Annotated in this window: 28 protein-coding genes; 13 read left to right on the forward strand and 15 right to left on the reverse strand. The window is 54.1% G+C overall.

Annotation, left to right across the window (positions count from 1 at the left end; all coding sequences use genetic code 11):
- Window positions 1-8: 8 nt before the first annotated feature.
- The 3 genes from HV340_RS20345 to rplU all read right to left on the reverse strand — a co-directional run bounded on the left by HV340_RS20345 (window position 9) and on the right by rplU (window position 1,659).
- Window positions 9-974: a DMT family transporter gene (locus HV340_RS20345; RefSeq protein ID WP_014171799.1), complete on the reverse strand. Its 966-nt coding sequence runs from the start codon at window positions 972-974 to the stop codon at window positions 9-11.
- Between the two features lie 96 nt (window positions 975-1,070).
- Window positions 1,071-1,328 (reverse strand): 50S ribosomal protein L27, encoded by a 258-nt coding sequence (gene rpmA, locus HV340_RS20350; protein ID WP_004385076.1) that lies wholly within the window; start codon window positions 1,326-1,328, stop codon window positions 1,071-1,073.
- Between the two features lie 19 nt (window positions 1,329-1,347).
- Entirely contained in the window at window positions 1,348-1,659 is a 312-nt protein-coding gene (rplU, locus tag HV340_RS20355) for a 50S ribosomal protein L21 (protein ID WP_003025032.1), read from the reverse strand.
- 256 nt (window positions 1,660-1,915) lie between these two features.
- On the opposite strand from rplU, the gene ispB reads away from it, so the two are divergent.
- On the forward strand, window positions 1,916-2,887 hold the full coding sequence (gene ispB, locus HV340_RS20360) for an octaprenyl diphosphate synthase (RefSeq protein ID WP_020883532.1): 972 nt from the start codon (window positions 1,916-1,918) through the stop codon (window positions 2,885-2,887).
- Window positions 2,888-3,118: 231 nt separating this feature from the next.
- Complete coding sequence (gene sfsB / locus HV340_RS20365) at window positions 3,119-3,406, forward strand: DNA-binding transcriptional regulator SfsB (RefSeq protein ID WP_014171802.1); 288 nt, start codon at window positions 3,119-3,121, stop codon at window positions 3,404-3,406.
- Between the two features lie 61 nt (window positions 3,407-3,467).
- Here sfsB and murA read toward each other — a convergent pair whose 3' ends face one another.
- The 7 genes from murA to mlaF all read right to left on the reverse strand — a co-directional run bounded on the left by murA (window position 3,468) and on the right by mlaF (window position 8,261).
- Window positions 3,468-4,727: a UDP-N-acetylglucosamine 1-carboxyvinyltransferase gene (gene murA, locus HV340_RS20370; protein WP_020883531.1), complete on the reverse strand. Its 1,260-nt coding sequence runs from the start codon at window positions 4,725-4,727 to the stop codon at window positions 3,468-3,470.
- Window positions 4,728-4,777: 50 nt separating this feature from the next.
- Complete coding sequence (gene ibaG, locus HV340_RS20375; RefSeq protein ID WP_059306239.1) at window positions 4,778-5,032, reverse strand: BolA family iron metabolism protein IbaG; 255 nt, start codon at window positions 5,030-5,032, stop codon at window positions 4,778-4,780.
- A gap of 126 nt (window positions 5,033-5,158) precedes the next feature.
- Entirely contained in the window at window positions 5,159-5,452 is a 294-nt protein-coding gene (mlaB, locus tag HV340_RS20380) for a lipid asymmetry maintenance protein MlaB (protein WP_014171806.1), read from the reverse strand.
- A complete protein-coding gene (gene mlaC, locus HV340_RS20385) occupies window positions 5,452-6,087 on the reverse strand; it encodes a phospholipid-binding protein MlaC (protein WP_014171807.1) in 636 nt (211 codons plus the stop codon). The genes mlaB and mlaC overlap by 1 nt, the downstream gene beginning before the upstream one ends.
- A gap of 18 nt (window positions 6,088-6,105) precedes the next feature.
- Window positions 6,106-6,654, reverse strand: coding sequence for an outer membrane lipid asymmetry maintenance protein MlaD (gene mlaD / locus HV340_RS20390; RefSeq protein WP_025202923.1), 549 nt, complete (start codon window positions 6,652-6,654; stop codon window positions 6,106-6,108).
- 4 nt (window positions 6,655-6,658) lie between these two features.
- Window positions 6,659-7,441, reverse strand: a complete 783-nt coding sequence (mlaE, locus tag HV340_RS20395) for a lipid asymmetry maintenance ABC transporter permease subunit MlaE (RefSeq protein WP_010436044.1) — start codon at window positions 7,439-7,441, stop codon at window positions 6,659-6,661.
- A 7-nt stretch (window positions 7,442-7,448) separates the two neighbouring features.
- Window positions 7,449-8,261 (reverse strand): phospholipid ABC transporter ATP-binding protein MlaF, encoded by an 813-nt coding sequence (gene mlaF, locus HV340_RS20400; RefSeq protein ID WP_020883529.1) that lies wholly within the window; start codon window positions 8,259-8,261, stop codon window positions 7,449-7,451.
- A 231-nt stretch (window positions 8,262-8,492) separates the two neighbouring features.
- Between mlaF and HV340_RS20405 the strand changes: the two genes are divergently transcribed.
- The 11 genes from HV340_RS20405 (at window position 8,493) to npr (ending at window position 16,412) form a co-directional block, all read left to right on the forward strand.
- Entirely contained in the window at window positions 8,493-9,470 is a 978-nt protein-coding gene (locus tag HV340_RS20405; RefSeq protein WP_020883528.1) for a calcium/sodium antiporter, read from the forward strand.
- A 13-nt stretch (window positions 9,471-9,483) separates the two neighbouring features.
- Window positions 9,484-10,470: an arabinose-5-phosphate isomerase KdsD gene (gene kdsD, locus HV340_RS20410; protein WP_020883527.1), complete on the forward strand. Its 987-nt coding sequence runs from the start codon at window positions 9,484-9,486 to the stop codon at window positions 10,468-10,470.
- A 14-nt stretch (window positions 10,471-10,484) separates the two neighbouring features.
- On the forward strand, window positions 10,485-11,051 hold the full coding sequence (gene kdsC / locus HV340_RS20415) for a 3-deoxy-manno-octulosonate-8-phosphatase KdsC (RefSeq protein ID WP_014171813.1): 567 nt from the start codon (window positions 10,485-10,487) through the stop codon (window positions 11,049-11,051).
- Window positions 11,048-11,623 (forward strand): LPS export ABC transporter periplasmic protein LptC, encoded by a 576-nt coding sequence (gene lptC, locus HV340_RS20420; protein ID WP_014171814.1) that lies wholly within the window; start codon window positions 11,048-11,050, stop codon window positions 11,621-11,623. Before kdsC ends, lptC begins: the two co-directional genes overlap by 4 nt.
- A complete protein-coding gene (gene lptA, locus HV340_RS20425; protein ID WP_020883526.1) occupies window positions 11,592-12,146 on the forward strand; it encodes a lipopolysaccharide ABC transporter substrate-binding protein LptA in 555 nt (184 codons plus the stop codon). Before lptC ends, lptA begins: the two co-directional genes overlap by 32 nt.
- A 6-nt stretch (window positions 12,147-12,152) precedes the next feature.
- Window positions 12,153-12,878, forward strand: coding sequence for an LPS export ABC transporter ATP-binding protein (lptB, locus tag HV340_RS20430; protein WP_014171816.1), 726 nt, complete (start codon window positions 12,153-12,155; stop codon window positions 12,876-12,878).
- 47 nt (window positions 12,879-12,925) lie between these two features.
- Window positions 12,926-14,359, forward strand: a complete 1,434-nt coding sequence (gene rpoN, locus HV340_RS20435; protein WP_014171817.1) for an RNA polymerase factor sigma-54 — start codon at window positions 12,926-12,928, stop codon at window positions 14,357-14,359.
- Window positions 14,360-14,381: 22 nt separating this feature from the next.
- Window positions 14,382-14,669 (forward strand): ribosome hibernation promoting factor, encoded by a 288-nt coding sequence (gene hpf / locus HV340_RS20440; protein ID WP_014171818.1) that lies wholly within the window; start codon window positions 14,382-14,384, stop codon window positions 14,667-14,669.
- A gap of 82 nt (window positions 14,670-14,751) precedes the next feature.
- Window positions 14,752-15,243, forward strand: a complete 492-nt coding sequence (gene ptsN / locus HV340_RS20445; protein WP_181216199.1) for a PTS IIA-like nitrogen regulatory protein PtsN — start codon at window positions 14,752-14,754, stop codon at window positions 15,241-15,243.
- A 45-nt stretch (window positions 15,244-15,288) separates the two neighbouring features.
- Window positions 15,289-16,143, forward strand: coding sequence for an RNase adapter RapZ (gene rapZ, locus HV340_RS20450; protein WP_014171820.1), 855 nt, complete (start codon window positions 15,289-15,291; stop codon window positions 16,141-16,143).
- Window positions 16,140-16,412 carry a PTS phosphocarrier protein NPr gene (gene npr, locus HV340_RS20455; protein WP_003861872.1) on the forward strand — a complete coding sequence of 91 codons (273 nt, stop codon included), beginning with the start codon at window positions 16,140-16,142 and terminating at the stop codon, window positions 16,410-16,412. The genes rapZ and npr overlap by 4 nt, the downstream gene beginning before the upstream one ends.
- A 38-nt stretch (window positions 16,413-16,450) precedes the next feature.
- Here npr and mtgA read toward each other — a convergent pair whose 3' ends face one another.
- The 5 genes from mtgA to lptF form a co-directional block, all read right to left on the reverse strand.
- On the reverse strand, window positions 16,451-17,176 hold the full coding sequence (mtgA, locus tag HV340_RS20460; protein ID WP_014171821.1) for a monofunctional biosynthetic peptidoglycan transglycosylase: 726 nt from the start codon (window positions 17,174-17,176) through the stop codon (window positions 16,451-16,453).
- Window positions 17,173-17,826 (reverse strand): isoprenoid biosynthesis glyoxalase ElbB, encoded by a 654-nt coding sequence (gene elbB / locus HV340_RS20465; protein WP_032670144.1) that lies wholly within the window; start codon window positions 17,824-17,826, stop codon window positions 17,173-17,175. The genes mtgA and elbB overlap by 4 nt, the downstream gene beginning before the upstream one ends.
- 231 nt (window positions 17,827-18,057) lie before the next feature.
- A complete protein-coding gene (arcB, locus tag HV340_RS20470) occupies window positions 18,058-20,391 on the reverse strand; it encodes an aerobic respiration two-component sensor histidine kinase ArcB (RefSeq protein WP_181216200.1) in 2,334 nt (777 codons plus the stop codon).
- Window positions 20,392-20,526: 135 nt separating this feature from the next.
- Window positions 20,527-21,609 (reverse strand): LPS export ABC transporter permease LptG, encoded by a 1,083-nt coding sequence (gene lptG, locus HV340_RS20475; RefSeq protein WP_014171824.1) that lies wholly within the window; start codon window positions 21,607-21,609, stop codon window positions 20,527-20,529.
- On the reverse strand, window positions 21,609-22,709 hold the full coding sequence (lptF, locus tag HV340_RS20480) for an LPS export ABC transporter permease LptF (protein WP_014171825.1): 1,101 nt from the start codon (window positions 22,707-22,709) through the stop codon (window positions 21,609-21,611). The genes lptG and lptF overlap by 1 nt, the downstream gene beginning before the upstream one ends.
- Between the last annotated feature and the right edge of the window lie 79 nt (window positions 22,710-22,788).

Here is a 22,788-nt window from a genome sequence, read left to right on the forward strand (position 1 = left end):
TCCGTAACTCATTCGCCTGAGCGGGGGACTACTACGACCGCTTCATTTTTGCGCCAACGCCCCCAAAGACGATGACCAATGGCGGAATACATCGCGCCCGCAACCACGACAAACGCACCGAGATAGCCCAACATGTTGAGCATCGGTCTGACGAAGACATCGGGCCAGGCCATTGATAACAAATCTGAAAATAACAGCGTAAACAGCGGGGTAAGCGTAATGAGTGCGCTCACCTGTGCTGCCTGCCAGCGCGCCATCGCTTCGGCCAGCGCGCCATAACCGACCAGCGTGTTCAGCCCACAAAAAATGAGGCACGCCAGTTGCCAGTCGCTAAGCTGGGTAATCACACCCGGTTTTGCTAACGGCAATAATGCTATTGTACACAAAGTGTACAGCAAAAAGAGGATCTGCTGTGAGGCCAAACGACGCAATAACACCTTTTGCGCGACGCCATAACTCACCCAAACCGTTGCTGCTCCCACACCGAAGATCACACCCCAGGTGTAATCCGTCAGTCGGGTAAAAATCTCTATCAGACTGGTGTTGAAGAACATCACCAGACCACAGAGCAACATGCTCGCCCCGATAATTTGCGTGCCACGCATCTTCTCCTTGAGGATAAAGACGCTGGCGACCATCATGCCGACCGGTGAAAGCTGACCAATCACCTGCGACGCCGTGGGGCTAAGATACTGCAGGGAAGAACTGAACAGTATGAAGTTACCGAACAGGCCGCCCGTCGCGATAGCCAGCAACACCAGCCAGCGCGGTTTACGGAAGATACGCAACGGCGGAAGCTTACCTTTGATCGCGAGGATGGCCCCAAGGCCGATACTTGCCATCAGAAAGCGATAAAACACCACCGTTGGCGGCTCCATCACTTCCAGTACCTGCTTCATTGCAATTGGCAGCGCACCCCAGCACATTGCGGTCGTGAGCGCCAAAAGAATACCAATGCCGGCCTGCTGCTTCATGCCCGTTTTCCCTACAGAAAAAATTACCGGGTTTCCAATGTAAAAAGCCCCGCAACAGGTTGCGGGGCTTTAATCCGTTACCGGACCGAGAAAACCTTACTCAGCAACGATGCTGATGTATTTACGGTTGTTCGGGCCTTTAACTTCAAATTTCACTTTACCGTCTGCTTTAGCAAACAGAGTGTGGTCACGACCGCAACCTACGTTGTTGCCAGCGTGGAATTTGGTGCCACGTTGACGAACAATGATGCTACCCGCCAGAACGGATTCGCCACCGAAACGCTTAACGCCCAGGCGTTTAGCTTCTGAATCGCGACCGTTACGTGTGGAGCCGCCAGCCTTTTTATGTGCCATTTAAATCTCTCCTCAGGTCTTAGGCGCTGATGCCAGTAATTTTCACATCAGTGAACCACTGACGGTGGCCCTGCTGCTTACGGTAGTGTTTACGACGACGAAACTTAACGATTTTAACTTTCTCGCCACGACCGTGAGCAACAACTTCAGCTTTGATAACGCCGCCATCAACGAAAGGAACGCCGATTTTGACTTCTTCACCGTTTGCGATCATCAGAACTTCTGCGAACTCAACAGATTCGCCAGTTGCGATGTCCAGCTTTTCCAGGCGAACGGTCTGACCTTCGCTTACTCGGTGTTGTTTACCACCACTTTGGAAAACCGCGTACATATAAACTCCGCTTCCGCGCACATCCTCGTATGAATCAGAGTGCGCTATAAATATTCACAATAGGGCGCGAATATTACGCAAAACGCGAGCCTTTGACAAGTGCTACCATCAATACATGAAGAAAAAAAACACAACGCGTAAGGTAACGTTTATCTGAGCCATTTTTTCAGTACAATCAGCACTACTATTGATAAACCTAACCCTTCGTTACCCCATTGAAGATGGGATAAACAGGATAAAAAGCCCGGCTTTTGCGATGAATTTAGAAAAAATCAACGAGTTAACCGCGCAAGATATGGCGGGTGTGAATGCAGCAATCCTGGAGCAACTCAATTCTGACGTTCAGCTGATCAATCAGTTGGGCTATTACATCGTCAGCGGCGGCGGTAAACGCATTCGCCCGATGATTGCCATCCTGGCTGCCCGAGCCGTCGGCTATCAGGGAAATGCTCACGTCACGATCGCGGCACTGATCGAATTTATTCATACTGCGACGCTTCTTCATGATGATGTTGTGGATGAATCAGACATGCGCCGGGGTAAAGCCACCGCCAACGCCGCCTTTGGCAATGCTGCCAGCGTCCTGGTGGGGGATTTTATCTATACCCGTGCCTTCCAGATGATGACCAGCCTGGGTTCGCTGAAAGTGCTGGAGGTCATGTCTGAAGCCGTTAACGTGATTGCTGAGGGCGAAGTGCTTCAGCTGATGAACGTCAACGACCCTGACATCACCGAAGAAAACTACATGCGCGTGATTTACAGCAAAACCGCGCGCCTGTTTGAAGCGGCTGCACAGTGTTCCGGCATTCTGGCTGGCTGTAGCGAAGCCCAGGAAAAAGGGCTGCAGGACTATGGCCGTTATCTGGGTACCGCATTCCAGCTGATTGATGATTTGCTGGATTACAGTGCAGACGGGGAAACGCTCGGCAAAAACGTGGGCGATGACCTGAACGAAGGCAAACCGACGCTGCCGCTACTCCATGCGATGCGCAACGGGTCAGCCGACCAGGCGAAAATGATCCGTGAAGCGATCGAGCAGGGAAATGGTCGTCATCTTCTGGAACCCGTGCTGGAAACAATGGCCATTTGCGGATCGCTGGACTGGACACGTCAGCGTGCCGAAGAAGAGGCGGATAAAGCCATCGCCGCACTTCAGGTCATCCCGGACAGTCCATGGCGCGATGCGCTCATTGGTCTTGCCCATATCGCCGTTCAGCGCGACCGTTAATCCTGCTCTCCCCTCCCCGCGGCCCTCGCGGGGAGATTCCAGTACACACCTGTATATTCCACTTTCACGTAAACGCACCGGTTTACAGACCGCATGAATAAAGCCATGCCTTATTCCGAATATCCCTACCAGTAACGCGAACTTTTTAGAACAAGAAATTGAAATGGGTATAGTAAGGCCAGTCGTTTCAGACGAAATGGCGTAAGTGAATCCGAACTTAAGGACAGCGTTATGGACACGAAATTTATCGACTGGCACACAGCAGATATCATTGCGGCACTGCGCAAAAAAGGCACATCACTGGCTGCGGAATCTCGCCGCCATGGCCTGAGTTCTTCAACCCTGGCAAATGCCCTGACGCGCCCCTGGCCGAAGGGAGAGTTGATCATTGCGACGGCGCTGGATACGCATCCGTGGGTGATCTGGCCTTCGCGTTACCACGATCCCATTACCCATGAATTTATCGACAGATCGCGCATGATCCGCCAGAGGAAAGTGAAGAAAGACCCGCAGGAATAGCGGTTTTTTTGACAGGAACAGCAACCCCCCGGTCATTTCTGGCAGGGGGCTGCCGGAACGATTACTCGCCCTTCACACGCTCGATATTCGCACCCAGCGCGCGCAGTTTATCTTCAATACGTTCATAGCCACGATCGATGTGATAAATACGATCAACGACCGTCGTCCCTTCCGCAATACAACCCGCCAGCACCAGGCTTGCAGATGCACGCAGATCGGTTGCCATCACCTGAGCACCAGACAGTTTCTCAACGCCGTGGCAAATCACGGTATTACTCTCGATCTCAGCATGTGCGCCCATACGGATCAGTTCCGGTACGTGCATAAAGCGGTTTTCAAAGATGGTCTCGGTAATGAACCCCGTCCCTTCCGCCACCAGGTTTAACAGGGTGAACTGCGCCTGCATATCGGTCGGGAAAGCAGGATGCGGAGCTGTACGCACGTTTACCGCTTTTGGACGGTTGCCGTGCATGTCCAGGCTGATCCAGTCTTCACCGATTTCGATATCAGCGCCTGCGTCACGCAGTTTCGCCAGCACCGCATCCAGGGTATCTGGCTGCGCGTTGCGGCAGGTAATTTTCCCGCCTGAAATCGCGGCAGCAACCAGGAACGTCCCGGTTTCGATACGGTCTGGCAGGACGCGATACACACCGCCGCCCAGACGCTCAACGCCTTCGATGGTGATACGGTCGGTGCCCTGGCCGGTGATCTTCGCACCCAGCGCTACGAGGAAGTTCGCGGTATCCACAATCTCCGGTTCACGCGCGGCGTTTTCGATGATGGTAGTACCTTCTGCCAGCGTTGCCGCAGACATGATGGTGACGGTGGCACCAACGCTCACTTTGTCCATGACAATGTGCGCGCCTTTCAGGCGGCCATTCACGGACGCTTTAACATAACCTTCTTCGAGTTTGATCTCGGCGCCCAGTTTCTCCAGGCCAAAGATGTGCAGGTCAACCGGACGTGCACCGATTGCGCAGCCACCCGGCAGGGAAACCTGACCCTGACCAAAACGTGCCACCAGCGGGCCAAGCGCCCAGATGGATGCACGCATGGTTTTCACCAGATCGTAAGGTGCAGAAAAGTTGTTAACGTTGCTGGCGTCGATCCAGACGGAACCGTTACGCTCAACTTTGGTGCCCAGCTGGCTGAGCAACTTCATGGTGGTGTCGATATCTTTCAGCTTCGGTACGTTCTGAATTTCTACCGGCTCTTCCGCGAGCAGCGCAGCAAAGAGGATGGGCAGCGCGGCATTTTTTGCGCCAGAAATTGTGACTTCGCCCTGGAGACGCGTTGGCCCCTGTACACGAAATTTATCCATTGTGTGCTCTCTTATAAATTCAACCGTGCTGCGGGCGTGTCGCCCACAACTCAAAAACCGTTTAGTTTGCGATCGCGTGCCCACTCTTGAGGGGTGAACGCTTTAATCGACAGGGCGTGGATGCGGTTATCCGCAATGTATTCCATCAGCGGCGCGTATACAGCCTGCTGTTTCTTCACACGGCTCATACCGTCGAACATCTCACCCACAGCAATAACCTGGAAGTGATTGCCATCGCCAGTGACGTGGGCTTCCTGAAGGGAGAGTGCATTCATCAGCACTGTCTGGATTTCATGATTTTCCATGGGTTCTTAATCATCTGATAGTGAAAACAAGCCCAACATCTTAGAGCAAAGTGGCGTCGTCTTAAACAAGCAAAAAGCCCCGACGATGAATCTGTCAGGGCTTTCAGAAGTAACGCACTGAAAATATTAACGAGGCAGTACGTCCTGAGGGAGATTATAGAGCTGGGCCAGGGTGACCACATTATCGCTCGCCGCGTGCAGCGTAACGCTTGTCCCCTGCTTTTTCCCCACGGCAACAAGATGGGCCAGCAGCGCGACGCCTGCCGTGTCCACCCGTGAAATGCCGCTCAGATCGATAACCGTCACGCCCTGCATCGCTTCAAAACGTTTGTCCCAGAGCGGGTTCAGCAGATCCTGGTCGAGTTCACCCGTCAGCTTCAACGTCTCACCCTCACGCGACCAGCTCAGTTGATCCGACATTACTTCTTCTCGTCCAGAGAGATTTTCTGACGCGAGATAGACTGCAGCTGTGCGGTCAGGCCATCAATGCCTTTGGTGCGCAGCAGGTCACTCCACTCGTTCTGTTTAGTGGTGATCATGCTCACCCCTTCCGCAATCATGTCATAGGCCTGCCAGTGACCGGTCTGGCTGTTTTTACGCCACTGGAAGTCCAGGCGTACTGGCGGACGGCCATTAGGATCGATAATCGTGACGCGGATAGGAATGATAGTCGCGTCGCCCAGCGGCTGCTCTGGCGCAATCTGATAGGTCTGACCGTGATACATCGCCAGTGCCTGACCGTAAGCCTGTTTCAGGTATTCACGGAACGCGGCAAAATAGGCGTCGCGCTGCGCCGGGGTCGCGTCTTTGTAATAACGGCCCAGAACCAGCGCACCCGCATATTTGATCTGCACGTACGGCAGCAGCTCTTGATCAACCACGTCGCGCAGATAATCAGGATTGGAACGAATTTTCGGCTGTTCGTTTTTAAGCCGGTCGAAGGTCTTCTTCGCAGCCTCATCCATCAGTTTGTACGGGTTACTCTGATCCGCAGCATGCGCCGCGGTGAGAGGGGCAATGACCAGCATGGCAACCATTAACAGTCGTTTAAACATGAATGACTTCTCCTGAAATTAATTCGTCGTGCCTGGTGTCGGTGCGACACTGGCAGGATCTTCGCTCTGCGCAGGGGCAGCGTCGGACTTCTTATCATCTCCTTTACTGTTATAAAGGAACTGACCAATCATATCCTCCAGTACCATCGCGGACTTCGTATCCTGGATTACGCTACCGTCTTTAAGGATAGTCGTTCCCAGCTCCGGGTCTTCAAAACCGACGTTAAGCGCCAGATATTGCTCACCCAGGAGGCCGGAAGTGCGGATAGAAAGCGAGCTGGTGTCCGGGATATGGTTGTAACGCTCTTCAATATCCATCGACACGCGCGGCAGATAGGTTTTCTCATCAAGCGTAATGTCAGAGACGCGCCCGATGACCACCCCGCCTATACGTACCGGCGAGCGCGCCTTCAGCCCGCCGATGTTATCAAAGGTCGCATAAATGCGATAAGTCGGCTCGGTGCGCACAGACGTGATATCCGCCGCTCTCAGGCAGATAAACAGCGCGGCCAGCAACGCCAGTAACAGGAACACGCCGACCCAAATTTCATTTTTTCTCGTTTGCATGAACTCAATTCCCAAACATCAGTGCGGTGAGCACAAAATCCAGACCCAGTACGGCCAGCGACGAATGTACGACAGTACGTGTAGTTGCACGGCTGATGCCCGCCGAGGTCGGGATCGCATCATAGCCATTGAACAAGGCGATCCAGGTGACCGTAATGGCAAATACCACGCTTTTAATCAGACAGTTAACCAGATCCATTCGCAGATCGATGGCGTCCTGCATGGCCGACCAGAAGAAGCCCGCATCGATGCCCTTCCAGTGAACGCCAACCAGCGAGCCGCCCCAGATACCCACGGCGACAAAGAGGATCGTCAGGAGCGGTAAGGAAATCACCCCCGCCCAGAAGCGTGGCGAGATCACACGACGCAGCGGGTCGACCGCCATCATCTCCATGCTGGAAAGCTGCTCGGTCGCACGCATCAGGCCAATTTCAGCGGTCAATGCCGACCCTGCACGCCCGGCGAACAACAGCGCCGCCACCACCGGCCCCAGTTCACGCAGCAGCGACAGCGCCACCAGCATGCCGAGGCTGGTTTCGGCGCTGTAGGTCGTCAGAACGAGGTAGCCCTGCAGCCCCAGCACCATACCGATAAACAGACCGGAGACAATGATGATGAGCATCGACAGCACGCCGACATTATAGAGCTGCCGCACCAGTAGCGGTGCATGCTTACGAAATTCCGGCTTGCCGACCAGCGCGTTGAACAACATCAATCCGGCACGCCCGAACGTCCTGATGGTTTTTATGCCACGGTGTCCAAGAGCGGCCAATGCATTTAACAGCATCAGTGGCTTAACTCCCTATTCCCAGTAAATCGTCACGATAGTCGCCCGCCGGGTAGCGGAACGGCACAGGCCCATCCGCAATGCCGTCGAGGAACTGCCGTACACGCGGATCGCAGTTTTCCTGCAACGCCTGAGCGCTGCCATGCGCGACGATCCTTTTGTCTGCCACAATGTAGGCATAGTCGGCGATGCTCAACACTTCCGGTACATCGTGAGAAACCACAATGCAGGTTACGCCGAGCGCGCTGTTCAGTTCAGAGATGAGCTTCACCAGCACGCCCATCGTGATAGGGTCCTGCCCGACGAACGGTTCGTCGAACATGATTAAATCGGGTTCTAAGGCGATGGCGCGTGCCAGCGCGGCGCGGCGTGCCATACCGCCGGACAACTCTGAGGGCATCAGTTTTGCAGCCCCTCGCAGCCCAACGGCCTCAAGCTTCATCATCACCGTACTTTTCAGCAGCTCTGGCGGCAGACTGGTGTGTTCGCGCAGCGGATAGGCCACGTTATCAAAGACGTTCATGTCAGTGAACAACGCTCCCGACTGGAAAAGCATACTCATGCGTTTACGAACAGTATACAGGCGCGATCGTGACATCTCGGGGATGTTTTCGCCGTCAAAGAGGATTTCACCGCTATCGGGTGGGATCTGGCCACCAATAAGGCGCAGCAAGGTCGTTTTACCGATCCCGGACGGCCCCATGATGGCAGTGATCTTGCCACGCGGTACGGTCAACGAAATATCATCGAATATCAATCTGTTGGCGCGAGAAAAACTCACACCCCGGACATCAACTAAATTCGCCATAGTTTGGCTCATTTATGGTTCCTTTCTTACCCTGCTCACGTTAAGCATGCAGACTGAATCAGCCCTAAACTCAGCATTTTTACAGAATATTAGCCGTTGAGGTTAGCGAAAGCTGGCATTTGTTTTACTTTTCCGGCGCATAAAGTCAAAATTAGGAATTCGTTACGCCTCAGACTGTATGCAGTCCTGCCATTCCATTCCTGCGCGATGGACCGACGAGTATACCTGAAGAAAGGACTTTTGATGCTTTTAGCAACAGCACTGTTAATAATTGGTTTACTTTTGGTGGTCTACAGTGCTGACCGTTTGGTATTTGCTGCATCTATCCTGTGCCGCCTGACTGGCGTACCGCCTGTCGTCATCGGGATGACCGTGGTCAGTGTCGGCACCTCGCTTCCTGAAATCATCGTCTCTGTCACGGCATCACTGCATGGTCAGTTAGACCTTGCCGTCGGCACCGCGATTGGTTCCAACATCGTCAATATCTTACTGATCCTTGGCCTGGCGGCCCTGCTCCATCCATTTCGCGTGCATTCTGATGTTCTGCGTCGTGAATTGCCGCTAATGTTAATCGTAAGCCTGCTGGCAGGGTGCGTATTTTATGATGGCGTACTGAGCTACGGTGACGGCATTTTCTTGCTGGCGCTGGCCGTTATCTGGCTGCTGTATAGTGTTAAAATCGCCCGTCTGGCAGAAAAACAGGGCCAGGACAGCCTGACGCGAGAGCAGGTCGCCGAACTCCCGCGTGAAGGCACGCTGCCTGTGGCGCTGCTGTGGCTCGGCGTCGCGCTGATCATCATGCCTATGGCCACGCGCATGGTCGTCGATAACGCCACGGTGCTGGCGAACTATTTCGCCATGAGTGAGCTCACCATTGGCCTGACGGTCATTGCCATTGGCACCAGTCTGCCAGAACTGGCCACCGCTATCGCAGGGGCACGTAAAGGTGAAGATGACATTGCCATAGGCAATATTATCGGTTCAAACATTTTTAATATCGCCATCGTGATGGGTCTGCCGGCCCTGATAACGCCCGGGCCTTTTAACCCCCTGGCATTCTCACGCGATTACGGGGTGATGTTGCTGGTCAGCGTCATTTTTGCCCTGCTCTGCTGGCGGCGGCAACGACAGATCGGCAAAGGCGCAGGGGCGCTGCTGACGGGTGGATTTATCGTATGGATGGCGATGCTGTACTGGCTTTCGCCTCTTCTCTCTGGGTAAACGGAAACGCATTATGTCGCAAATAGAATTGCAGCCGGGTTTTGACTTTCAGAAAGCAGGCAAAGAGGTTCTGGAGATTGAACGTGAAGGTCTGGCGCAGTTAGATCAGTACATTAATCAGGATTTTAGTCTGGCATGTGAGAAGATGTTCTACTGTGCCGGTAAAGTCGTGGTGATGGGCATGGGCAAGTCCGGTCACATTGGGCGCAAAATGGCGGCAACGTTTGCCAGCACCGGAACCTCTTCCTTCTTTGTACACCCGGGGGAAGCCGCGCACGGCGATCTGGGCATGGTAACGCCGCAGGATATCGTCATCGCGCTATCGAACTCCGGTGAGTCTAATGAGATCCTGGCGCTGATCCCCGTGCTGAAGCGGCTGCGGGTTCCGCTTATTTGCATGACCAGCCGCCCGGAAAGTAGCATGGCGCGCGCGGCGGATATTCACCTGTGCGTGAAAGTGCCTAAAGAAGCCTGCCCGCTGGGTCTTGCTCCAACGTCCAGCACGACCGCTGCGCTGGTCATGGGCGATGCGCTTGCCGTTGCGTTGCTGGAAGCCCGCGGTTTTACCCCGGAAGATTTCGCGCTTTCCCACCCAGGTGGCGCGCTCGGGCGTAAGCTTCTGCTTCGGGTTAACGATATTATGCACACTGGCGATGAGATCCCTCACGTCAGTAAAGAGGCCTCCCTGCGCGATGCGCTGCTGGAGATCACCCGCAAGAATCTGGGTATGACGGTTGTGTGTGACGACCTGATGAAGATCCAGGGGATCTTCACCGATGGCGACCTGCGCCGCGTGTTCGACATGGGTGTTGATGTTCGCACGCTGGGCATCGCTGATGTGATGACGTCCGGCGGTATCCGTGTTCGTCCGGGTACGCTGGCGGTGGATGTGCTGAACCTGATGCAGTCCCGTCATATCACCTCAGTGATGGTTGCCGATGGCGACCAGTTGCTGGGTGTGGTACATATGCATGATCTGCTGCGCGCAGGCGTAGTGTAATGAAGGATAAGACAATGAGTAATGCGGGTGCATCCCTTGCAACCTGTTATGGTCCGGTCAGTACCCATATGATGGCAAAGGCGGAAAACATTCGCCTGCTCATCCTGGATGTGGATGGGGTACTCTCTGATGGCCTGATTTACATGGGCAATAATGGTGAAGAGCTGAAAGCGTTTAACGTTCGCGATGGCTACGGTATTCGTTGTGCGCTCACATCAGGCATCGACGTTGCCATCATCACCGGTCGGAAAGCTAAACTGGTAGAAGACCGTTGTGAAACGTTAGGCATTACCCATCTGTATCAGGGTCAGTCCGATAAGATGGCGGCGTTCAACGATTTACTGGGTAAACTGGCTGTCGCGCCGGAAAACGTGGCCTATGTCGGGGACGATCTGATTGACTGGCCGGTGATGGCTGAAGTCGGTCTGAGTATCGCCGTGGCCGATGCGCATCCGCTGCTGATCCCGCGCGCTGACTATGTCACCCATATCAACGGTGGCCGTGGTGCCGTACGTGAAGTCTGCGATCTGCTTTTGCTGGCGCAGGGCAAGCTTGATGAGGCCAAAGGGCAATCGATATGAGTAAAACCAGACGTTGGGTTATCATTCTGCTTTCGCTTGTCGCACTGGTATTGATTGGCGTGAACCTTGCCGATCGCGACGATACGCAGACGGAAGTGGTCAATACGAGCGAGCCAACCTATAAAAGCGATCACAGTGACACCGTGGTCTACAGCCCGGAAGGTGCGCTGAACTATCGCCTGATTGCCCAGCATGTTGAATATTTTTCAGATGACGGTATTTCGTGGTTTACCCAGCCAGTCATGACCACGTTTGATAAAGACAAAGTGCCGACGTGGTCGATTAAATCTGACCGGGCAAAACTGACGAATGACCGTATGCTTTATCTGTATGGCCACGTTGAAGTCAACGCCCTGACCGCTGACTCACAACTGCGCAAAATCACGACGGATAATGCACAGATCAACCTCGTGACCCAGGACGTGACGTCGCAGGATCTGGTCACACTGTATGGCACAACATTTAATTCCAGCGGTTTAAGAATGCGCGGGAACTTACGCAGCAAAAACGCCGAGCTGATTGAAAAGGTTAGAACCTCCTATGAAATTCAAAACAAACAAACTCAGCCTTAAAGTAATTATCGCCAGTGCGATGCTGGCGACCAGTCTTCCCGCGCTTGCTGTAACGGGCGATACTGACCAGCCTATCCATATCGAGTCCGACACGCAGTCGCTTGATATGCAAGGCAATGTCGTTACCTTTACCGGTAACGTCGTCATGACCCAGGGCACCATTAAAATCAACGCCGACAAAGTGGTCGTTACCCGTCCCGGTGGCGAGCAAGGCAAAGAGATCATTGATGGCTATGGCAACCCGGCAACCTTCTACCAGATGCAGGATAACGGCAAACCCGTGAAAGGCCGCGCCACACATATGCACTATGAGCTGGCGAAGGACCTGGTCATCCTGACCGGTAACGCTTATCTGGAACAGCTGGACAGCAACATCACCGGCGACCAGATCACCTATCTGGTGAAAGAGCAAAAAATGCAGGCCTCCAGCGAGAAAGGCAAACGCGTAACCACCGTGCTGGTTCCGTCGCAGCTGCAGGACAAAGGTAAGGGTCAGGCCCCGGCACAGAAGAAGAGTAACTAATTCGTTATGGCAACATTAACTGCAAAAAATCTCGCGAAGGCCTATAAGGGCCGCCGTGTCGTAGAAGATGTCAGTCTGACCGTCAACTCCGGCGAAATTGTAGGCCTGCTTGGCCCTAACGGTGCGGGCAAGACCACAACCTTCTACATGGTCGTTGGCATTGTGTCGCGCGATGCGGGCAACATCGTCATTGATGATGAAGATATCAGTCTTCTGCCGCTGCATGCGCGTGCGCGTCGCGGTATCGGCTATCTGCCGCAGGAAGCGTCCATTTTCCGCCGCCTGAGCGTCTTTGATAACCTGATGGCCGTCCTGCAAATTCGTGACGATCTGACCAGCGAACAGCGTCAGGACCGGGCTAACGAGCTGATGGAAGAGTTCCATATCGAACATCTGCGCGACAGCCTCGGTCAGGCGCTGTCCGGTGGTGAACGCCGTCGCGTTGAGATTGCACGTGCGCTGGCTGCAAACCCGAAATTTATCCTTCTGGATGAACCGTTTGCAGGCGTTGACCCGATCTCCGTTATCGACATTAAACGTATCATTGAGCATCTGCGCGACAGCGGGCTTGGCGTACTGATCACTGACCATAACGTCCGTGAAACGCTGGCCGTGTGCGAACGCGCATACATCGTGAGCCAGGGCAATCTGATCGCCCACGGTACGCCGCAGCAGATCCTCGAAGATGATCATGTTAAGCGTGTCTACCTTGGGGAAGACTTCAGACTCTGATAGGGTAGAGGTAATGTAACGCCGAACCGGAGAAAAATGCTCTGAACATGAAGCAAGGTTTGCAATTACGGCTCAGCCAACAACTGGCGATGACGCCGCAGCTACAGCAGGCGATTCGCCTGTTGCAACTGTCCACCTTAGAACTCCAGCAGGAGCTCCAGCAAGCGCTGGATAGCAATCCGTTGCTGGAGCAAGCCGATCTTCATGAAGAGGTAGATACCCAGCAGTCGCAGGATACTGAAGCACTCGACACCGCCGATGCGCTCGAACAAAAAGAGATGCCGGACGAGCTTCCGCTGGATGCCAGCTGGGATGAAATCTACACCGCCGGAACCCCTTCCGGTACGCGTGCAGACTACCAGGACGATGAGCTACCGGTTTATCAGGGTGAAACTACCCAGTCACTGCAGGATTACCTGATGTGGCAGGTGGAACTTACCCCTTTCTCCGATACCGACCGCGCGATTGCGACATCCATTGTCGATGCCGTGGATGACACCGGTTATCTGACCGTCACGCTGGACGAAATTCTGGAAAGCATGGGTGACGAAGAGATTGAACTCGAGGAGATAGAAGCCGTTCTGAAGCGCATTCAGCGTTTCGATCCGGTTGGGGTGGCCGCAAAAGATCTGCGCGACTGCCTGCTTATTCAGCTTTCTCAGTTCAGCAAAGAGACGCCATGGCTTGATGAAGCCCGCTTGATCATCAGCGACCATCTGGATCTTCTGGCCAATCACGATTTCCGCAGCCTGATGCGCGTCACGCGCCTGAAAGAAGAGGTGCTGAAAGAGGCGGTCAATCTGATTCAGTCCCTCGATCCGCGCCCCGGCCAGTCCATTCAGACCAGCGAACCCGAGTACGTCATCCCGGATGTGCTGGTCAGAAAACACAATGACCGCTGGGTCGTTGAACTGAACTCAGACAGCATCCCTCGCCTGCAAATCAACCAGCAGTATGCCTCCATGTGCACCAGCGTGCGTAACGACTCCGATAATCAATACATTCGTAGCAATTTGCAGGAAGCGCGATGGTTGATCAAAAGTCTGGAGAGCCGAAATGATACGCTGCTCCGCGTAAGCCGCTGTATTGTCGAACAGCAGCAGGCGTTCTTTGAGCAGGGCGAAGAGTATATGAAACCGATGGTGCTGGCGGATATCGCCCAGGCCGTCGAGATGCATGAATCAACCATTTCCCGCGTGACCACGCAGAAGTATTTGCACAGCCCACGCGGTATTTTTGAGCTTAAGTATTTCTTCTCCAGCCATGTGAATACCGAGGGCGGCGGCGAAGCGTCGTCAACGGCCATTCGCGCCCTGGTGAAGAAGTTGATCGCCGCGGAGAACCCCGCGAAGCCACTGAGCGACAGTAAGTTAACCACCATACTGTCCGACCAGGGTATTATGGTGGCACGCCGAACTGTTGCGAAGTATCGAGAGTCTTTATCCATTCCGCCGTCTAACCAGCGTAAACAGCTGGTCTGACACAACCGATAAGGAAGACACTATGCAGCTCAATATCACAGGACATAACGTCGAGATTACTGAGGCTTTACGTGATTTTGTGAATGCTAAATTCGCGAAACTCGAGCAGTATTTCGAAAGGATCAACCAGGTCTATGTTGTATTGAAAGTGGAGAAAGTGACTCATATCTCGGATGCGACCCTGCATGTCAACGGGGGTGAGCTCCATGCCAGTGCGGAAGGGCAAGACATGTACGCTGCTATCGACGGCTTGATTGATAAGCTTGCACGACAGCTCAATAAACATAAAGACAAACTGAAACAACACTAATTGTCCGGGCAGTTAACGGGTGCAGGAAGGCCTGTTGTGAAACACAACAGGCCGTTTGTACAGTTAGCGCTTAGGTGAAATTATGATGAACAACGATTCCGCTCTTCAACTGAGCAATGTCCTTAACCAGGAATGTACGCGCAGTGCTGTTCACTGCCAGAGCAAAAAACGTGCGCTGGAGATCATCAGTGAACTGGCCGCAAAACAGCTGGGCCTGCCGCCGCAGGTCGTGTTCGAAGCGATCCTGACCCGTGAAAAAATGGGCAGTACCGGCATCGGCAACGGCATCGCGATCCCGCACGGCAAACTGGAAGAGGACACCCTGCGTGCCGTCGGTGTGTTTGTGCAGCTGGAGACGCCTATCGCCTTCGATGCCATCGATAATCAGCCCGTCGATCTCCTCTTCGCGCTGCTGGTGCCTGCCGACCAGACGAAAACCCATTTGCATACGCTTTCGCTGGTCGCAAAACGCCTGGCCGATAAAACCATTTGCCGTCGACTGCGCGCAGCCCAAAGTGATGAAGAGCTATATCAAATTATCACTGAAGTAGAAGGCAATCAGGATGATGCATAACCAGGAGATGGCCTTCACATCTGTTGTCCTGAGGAGAAACGGAACATGGTGCTGATGATTGTCAGTGGCCGTTCAGGGTCCGGGAAATCCGTGGCCCTGCGCGCGCTGGAAGACATGGGGTTTTACTGCGTAGATAACCTGCCGGTCGTGCTGTTGCCCGACCTGGCACGCACGCTTGCGGAGAGGCAAATCTCTGCCGCCGTCAGTATCGACGTTCGTAACATGCCTGAATCGCCAGAAATCTTTGAACAGGCAATGAGCAACTTGCCTGATTCATTCTCGCCTCAGTTGCTGTTCCTCGATGCAGACCGCAATACTCTGATCCGTCGCTACAGCGATACCCGTCGTTTGCACCCGCTTTCCAGCAAGAACCTCTCGCTGGAAAGTGCTATCGACGAAGAGAGCGATCTGCTGGAACCGCTGCGTTCCCGTGCTGACCTGATTGTCGATACGTCCGAAATGTCCGTGCATGAGCTGGCGGAAATGCTGCGTACCCGTTTACTGGGCAAACGCGAGCGTGAACTGACGATGGTGTTCGAGTCATTCGGCTTTAAGCACGGTATTCCTATCGATGCGGATTATGTTTTCGACGTGCGCTTCCTGCCGAACCCGCACTGGGATCCGAAGCTGCGTCCAATGACCGGTCTCGATAAGCCCGTCGCGGCCTTCCTCGACAGACACACAGAAGTTCACAATTTTATCTACCAGACGCGAAGCTACCTTGAGCTATGGTTACCTATGCTGGAGACAAACAATCGTAGCTACCTGACCGTGGCGATTGGCTGTACCGGCGGTAAACATCGTTCGGTCTATATCGCCGAACAGCTGGCCGACTATTTCCGCTCACGCGGAAAGAACGTTCAGTCCCGTCATCGCACGCTGGAAAAACGTAAAACATGACCGTAAAACAAACCGTTGAGATCACCAATAAGCTGGGCATGCATGCACGTCCGGCGATGAAACTGTTTGAGCTGATGCAGGGTTTCGATGCAGAAGTTCTGCTGCGTAACGATGAAGGTACCGAGGCGGAAGCGAACAGCGTGATTGCGCTGCTGATGCTGGACTCCGCCAAAGGCCGCCAGATTGAAGTAGAAGCTACCGGTCCACAGGAAGAGGAAGCGCTGGCGGCGGTGATTGCGCTGTTTAACGCCGGGTTTGACGAAGACTAACGCCTCTTTCATGGCGGGTAGCGCTACGCTTACCCGCCTTACATCAATTTATTTCTCGCCATAAACCCTTCTCCTCCCAGCTGCCGCATCTGGCGCATGATCCACGCCTGTCGGTTTCGCACATAGCCTGAGGGGGCATCAGCTTTAAAGCGAATTGGGTTAGGCAAGACCGCGGCCAACAGCGCAGCTTCAGAGAGGCTCAGCCGGCTGGCAGGTTTATTGAAATATCGCTGCGACGCGGCTTCGACACCAAACACGCCATCACCAAACTCGGCAATGTTCAGATACACCGTCAGAATACGTTTCTTGCTCCAGACCGTTTCCATCCCCAGGGTCAATCCGGCTTCCAGCCCTTTTCGCACCCAGCTGCGGCCATCCCACAAAAACAGGTTTTTGGCCGTCTGTTGTGACAGCGTCGATGCGCCGCGCACGCGGTTTTCATGGCGTTCATTATGGGCGAGCGCTTTCTCGATTGCCGCCACGTCAAACCCCCAGTGCTCCGGGAATTTCTGATCCTCCGCCGCTATCACCGCCAGCCCCATCCACGGGGAGATTTCATCTGTGCTCACCCAGTCAGAGTGGGCAACATAGCTGAAGTCACCGGTGAACCACGCGCTCAGCTGACGCTCAACCATCACGGCAGAAAACGGAACCGGCAGAATGCTGAATAATGCCAGTCCGCCGCCCCAGAACACCGCCAGCACCAGCACGGCACGCCAAAGAATACGTTTTACCCAGGCGCCTGCGGCGAATTGACGCCTCATTCAGTCAGCACCAGCACTCTGGCCACCAGCTTTTCAATGCCTGAAGCGGCTTCCGCGATAGTCTGCGCCAGCATATACGCGGGTGTGGTGACGATTTTATTGTCTTCATCCACCACAATGTCATCCACCGGACAAGGGATATGCTCGCCCCCCATCTCCTCGATGATTTCCGCTGTATCAATATCGGTCCCGATGGTCAGGCGCAGCGGGAAATCAAAAATTGTCGGAAGCATGGCCGGAGCGATGCAGATAAAGCCCTGCGGTTTACCCGCCGCATGCATGGCCTGTGATAACGCTTTTAAATGCGGATCAACCTGACACCCGGCGCCTTGCGTGGCAAACGTGCTGAGGTTTTTAGCCGCCCCAAACCCGCCCGGCACAATTAACGCATCAAGCTCTGCGGCGTCTGCCTGAATCAGAGGATGAATTTCGCCACGCGCAATACGCGCGGCTTCAATCAGGACGTTACGGGTTTCCGCCATCGGCTCCCCGGTCAGATGATTAATGACATCAGCCTGATTTTTGTCTGGCGCGAAGCAAATGACTTCAGCCCCCTCTCTTGCCAGGGCCAGCAATGTGATGACGGCTTCGTGTATCTCAGAACCATCGTAAACGCCACATCCGCTCAGTACGACACCAATCTTTTTCATCATGACGATCCTTCTCTGCAACTCGCTGAAGCACATAATTAATTTTGATTAAAACGCTATGCTTCACACATTTCACTGATTCCTGTAACAAACCATTTAAGATTTGCTATCTTATTTGCGTGCGGCCTAAATTTTCAGGCGGCGTCCATACGAAAACAACACAAAAAAACAGGCGCAGCCACAATTTCCCTGGTGTTGGCGCAGTATTCGCGCACCCCGGTTAAGCCGGGGTCATTTTTTTCTGGCGTCCACCCAGGCTTTAAGCACCGCCACATCGTTCTGCCACTCTTGTTTCATCTCTTCAACCCAATCACCTACGTTATCTTCCCAGGCAGGTAAATCAGGTGACTGAATCTGTTGTCCCAGCTGCTGCAGGTGACGTAAGCCGACCGAGCCGGCCGCACCTTTGATTTTATGCCCTTCTTCCACAATGCCTTTCTGATCCCGCGCTGTCAGATTTGACTCCAGCACGCTCAGATAGCCTGGCATCATTTTTTCAAATACCGCCAGACCGTCGGTAATCAGTTTTGGACCAACCAGATCGATGTACTGCTCCAGCATCGCGGTATCGAGTATCGTTTGGGCTTTCGCGCTATCCACAGACGTCATGGTGTTCTCCTCTTCATCATGGGTATCCCAGAACTTCTTGATCATGGCGGTCAGGGCAGGCACCGCCAGCGGCTTGCTAAGTACATCATCCATACCGGCATCGAGGTACTCTTTTTTATCTTTCAGCACGTTCGCCGTCAACGCCACCAGCGGCGGCAGTTCGTCGGCAGCGTACTGGCTCGTCAGTTCACGGGAAATATCCAGCCCGGTCATGTCCGGCAACTGAATATCCAGCAGAACGAGATCATATTCACCCGGCTTAAACATCTCCAGCGCGGCTTTACCGGTCATCGCCACATCCACGCTGTTGCCCAGTTTTTCCAGGACAGAGCGTGCGACAATTACGTTAAGCTCAATATCTTCCACCAGCAGGACATGCAGCGCAGGCAGCGGCATATCGTCGTTTTCGAAGGTATCTTCCACCTCTTCCGCCACCGCCGGCGCGTGCACCGTCAGCGTGAAGGTTGAGCCTTTGCCCGGATGGCTGGCGACGGTAATATCACCGCCCATGCTCTTCGCAAGGCGTTTAGACACCGCCAGACCAATTCCTGTGCCGGTAGCGGGCTTGCCGCCGTTGCTGTCCTTCACCTGATAGTACATCGCAAAGATTTTGTCCTGCTCTTCCTGCGGAATCCCAATGCCGGAGTCTTCCACCTCAAAGTGCAGCATGTCGCCCTGGTCATAGCGAATACGTACCGAGACCTGCCCCTTCTGGGTAAATTTGACCGCATTGCTGATAAGGTTCCACAGGATCTGGCGCAGACGCGTGCCGTCGGTAACCACCTTGTGCGGCAGCGGCAGCGTGGGATCCATGACAAAGCTCAGACCCTTCTGCTGCGCCTGCAAACCCGACAGGTTTTCCAGATCGGCAAGGAAACCGGTGAAATCAACCGGCTGGTTATCAAGCTGCACTTTGCGGCGTTCCATCTTATCCATATCGATAATATCGTTGAAGATATTCCCCAGCGTGACCGCTGAGACATGGATGGTTTTAAGGTATTTTTCCTGTTCTGCGGTGAGCTCGGTGTCCAGCAGAATGCGGCTCAGGCCGACAATTCCGTTAAGTGGCGTACGCAGTTCATGGCTGATGGTGGAGATGAAGGTGGTTTTATCGCGGCTGGCACGTTCAAGGGCATCCTGATAGCGCTTACGCTCGGTGATATCGCGGCCAAACCCCATCAGACCGTGGCGTTTCCCCACGCGGTCGTAGTACGGCACCTTACGGATCTCAAAGCAGGCTTTGCGCCCGTCGGGGTAATCCAGCCACTGTTCATAGGTCAGTGAGACGTTATGACGGAACACTTTTTCGTCCGTCTCCATCACTTTGGCGGCCGCCTCTTCGGAGTATACGTCCTGCGGCTTCAGGTGAATCAGCTGCTTCTCGCTCTTCCCGGTCAGCAATTCCATCGCCCGGTTACAGCCGGAAAACTCTTTATCTTCATTACGGTAGAAAACCAGATCCGGTGATGCATCAAGGAACGAGCGCAGGAAAGAGGATTGCTGCTCAAGCTGGATCTGCGTCACCTCGCGCTCTTTCATTTCGATTTTCAGCTGCTCCAGCGTCGCCTGGCGCTCAGCCTCCGCCTTCTCACGATCCGAAATCTCCTGGTTCAGTTGGGCGATATTATCCTTTAGCTGAACGTTGAGCTTCAGATCGCGGTCGCGCATCTCTTCCAGTTTATCGACCAGTTTTGACAGGCGCTGACGGGACTCCTCCAGTTGTTCAACCACCACGGAGAGGAAATAGACCGCCCAGGGTGTAATCAGCAAGCCAAAGAAGATGGAGCGGATCACGTCGATACTCTCGACCTGACCGTGCAGAACCATGGTTACGGCCATCTGCACGACAATGGCCAGAACGACCAGCGCCAGTGCCAGCAGCATGGAGAAACGCACCAGCCCAAGCTTCATCATCAGATCGACGTAGTACTGGGCCAGCATTCGAATTTGCTTCATAGAGGATCCCTTCACGACTTTATCGCTCAATAATACTCAAATTCGCGGCGGGGCGTTGAAGGTTGTGAGAAAAAGTGCGGGGTGAAACAGGAGATTAGCCTCGCTTCCGGTTCTCCGGAAGCGAGGAGAGGTCTGTCAGGAGCGTTTCAGCATCAGCCAGAGGCTGATCAGGAAGAAGCTGGCGCTCGGCAGCAGCGCGCCGATAACAGGCGGAATACCATAAACCAGCGTCAGCGGGCCGAAGATCTGATCGAGAACGTAGAATACAAAGCCGAAGCTGATCCCGGTCACCACGCGCACGCCCATCGGCACGCTACGCAACGGGCCAAAGATAAACGACAGTGCCATCAGCATCATCACCGCCACGGACAACGGCTGGAAGATTTTGCTCCACATGTTGAGCTGATAACGTCCGGCGTCCTGTCCGCTCGACTTCAGGTATTTCACGTAGTTGTGCAAACCACTGATGGAGAGAGCGTCAGGATCCAGCGCCACCACGCCGAGTTTGTCCGGCGTGAGTTTGGTTTTCCACATGCCCGACACCGTCTGAGAGCCGGAGATCTGTTTTGGATCGGTCAGGTCTGACTCATCCACCTGCGACAACCGCCACTGCTTATGCTCGGCGTCAAACTTGGCCGAAGAGGCGTGACGCACGGAGAGCAAACGACGATCGTTATTGAAGGTGTAAATACTCACGCCCCCCAGTTCGTCATCGCCCTTCACACGTTCGATATAGACGAAGCTGTCACCATCTTTTGCCCACAACCCTTGCTGCGTTGAGAGCAATGAGCCACCGTACATCGCCTGCGCACGATAGTTACGCGCCATCTGCTCACCCTGCGGTGCCACCCACTCGCCAATTGCCATGGTCAACAGCACCAGCGGGATCGCGGTTTTCATCACCGACAGCGCAACCTGCATACGGGTGAAGCCCGAAGCCTGCATAACAACCAGTTCACTGCGCTGTGCCAGCATCCCTAAGCCCAACAGCGCACCCAGCAGGGCTGCCATCGGGAAGAAGATCTGCACATCTTTTGGCACGCTGAGCAGGGTATACATGCCCGCACCCAGCGCGTCATAGCTCCCCTGCCCGGCTTTTTTCAACTGATCGACAAATTTGATAATGCCGGAGAGCGACACCAGCATGAACAACGTCATCATGATGGTGGAAAAAATAGTTTTACCGATATAGCGGTCAAGAACGCCAAACGCCTGCATTAGAGGGCTCCTTTACGCGAGAAGCGGGCACGAATGCGACGCACAGGCACCGTATCCCACAGGTTGAGTCCCACCGCCAGCAGCAGATACAGACCATTGACCACCCAGGTCCAGACGAACGGGTCAATTTTACCCTTACCACCGTTAGACTTAATTGAGGTCTGCAACAGGAAGAACACCAGGTACAGCAGCATGGCTGGCAACATTGACAGCACGCGTCCCTGACGTGGGTTAACCACGCTCAGCGGAACGACCATCAGAGCCATCATAAATACGGCGAATACTAGCGTGATACGCCAGTGCAGTTCGGCACGCGCACGGTTGTTGTCCGTATTGAACAGGGTGCGCATATCCATTTGCTCGGTATCACTTGGATCGAGCGCCACGGTCTGGTGACCAATAATGGCCTGGTAGTTCTGGAAATCGGTGATGCGGAAATCGCGCAGCATCGCAGTGCCTTCGAAGCGCGTGCCTTTATTCAGCGTCACCACCTGAGAGCCATCTTTACGCTGTGACAGTTGACCCGAATCGGCCACCACGACGGAAGGACGGGCATTCCCTTTGGTGCGGAGCTGAGCAAGGAACACATCGTTAAAGCGGCTACCATCCACGCTTTCGATAAAGAGAACAGAATTCCCGTCCGTCGCCTGCTGGAACTGGCCCTGCGCCAGTGCGGCCATACCCGGGTTTGCTTTGGCTTCTGCCAGCACTTCATCCTGGTGACGGGAAGACGTTGGGCCCGCCCACATCACATTCACCGCCGCAACGATACCTGTGAAAAGCGCCAGAACCATAGCGGCTTTCACCAGTACGGCTTTACTCAAGCCGCAGGCGTGCATCACGGTGATTTCACTCTCGGTATAAAGCTTGCCGAGCGTCATGAGCAGACCGAGGAAAAGACTTAGCGGCAGGATAAGCTGCGCCATTTCCGGGATCCCTAAACCAAGCAGGGAAAGCACCAGATTCGTAGGAATTTCGCCGTCAACGGCCGCACCGAGGATCCTGACCAGCTTCTGACAGAAAAAAATCAGCAGCAGGATGAAGAGGATCGCCAGCTGGCTTTTGAGCGTCTCCCGCACCAGATATCTTATGATTATCACTTTAAATACGCCCGTAAAAACCCGTCTCTTTGCTGGAAAATCGCTTGTTTCATGGCTTAAACGTCATTTATTCTCTTGA

The sequence above is a fragment of the Enterobacter sp. RHBSTW-00975 genome (assembly GCF_013615235.1).
Taxonomy (GTDB): domain Bacteria; phylum Pseudomonadota; class Gammaproteobacteria; order Enterobacterales; family Enterobacteriaceae; genus Enterobacter; species Enterobacter ludwigii.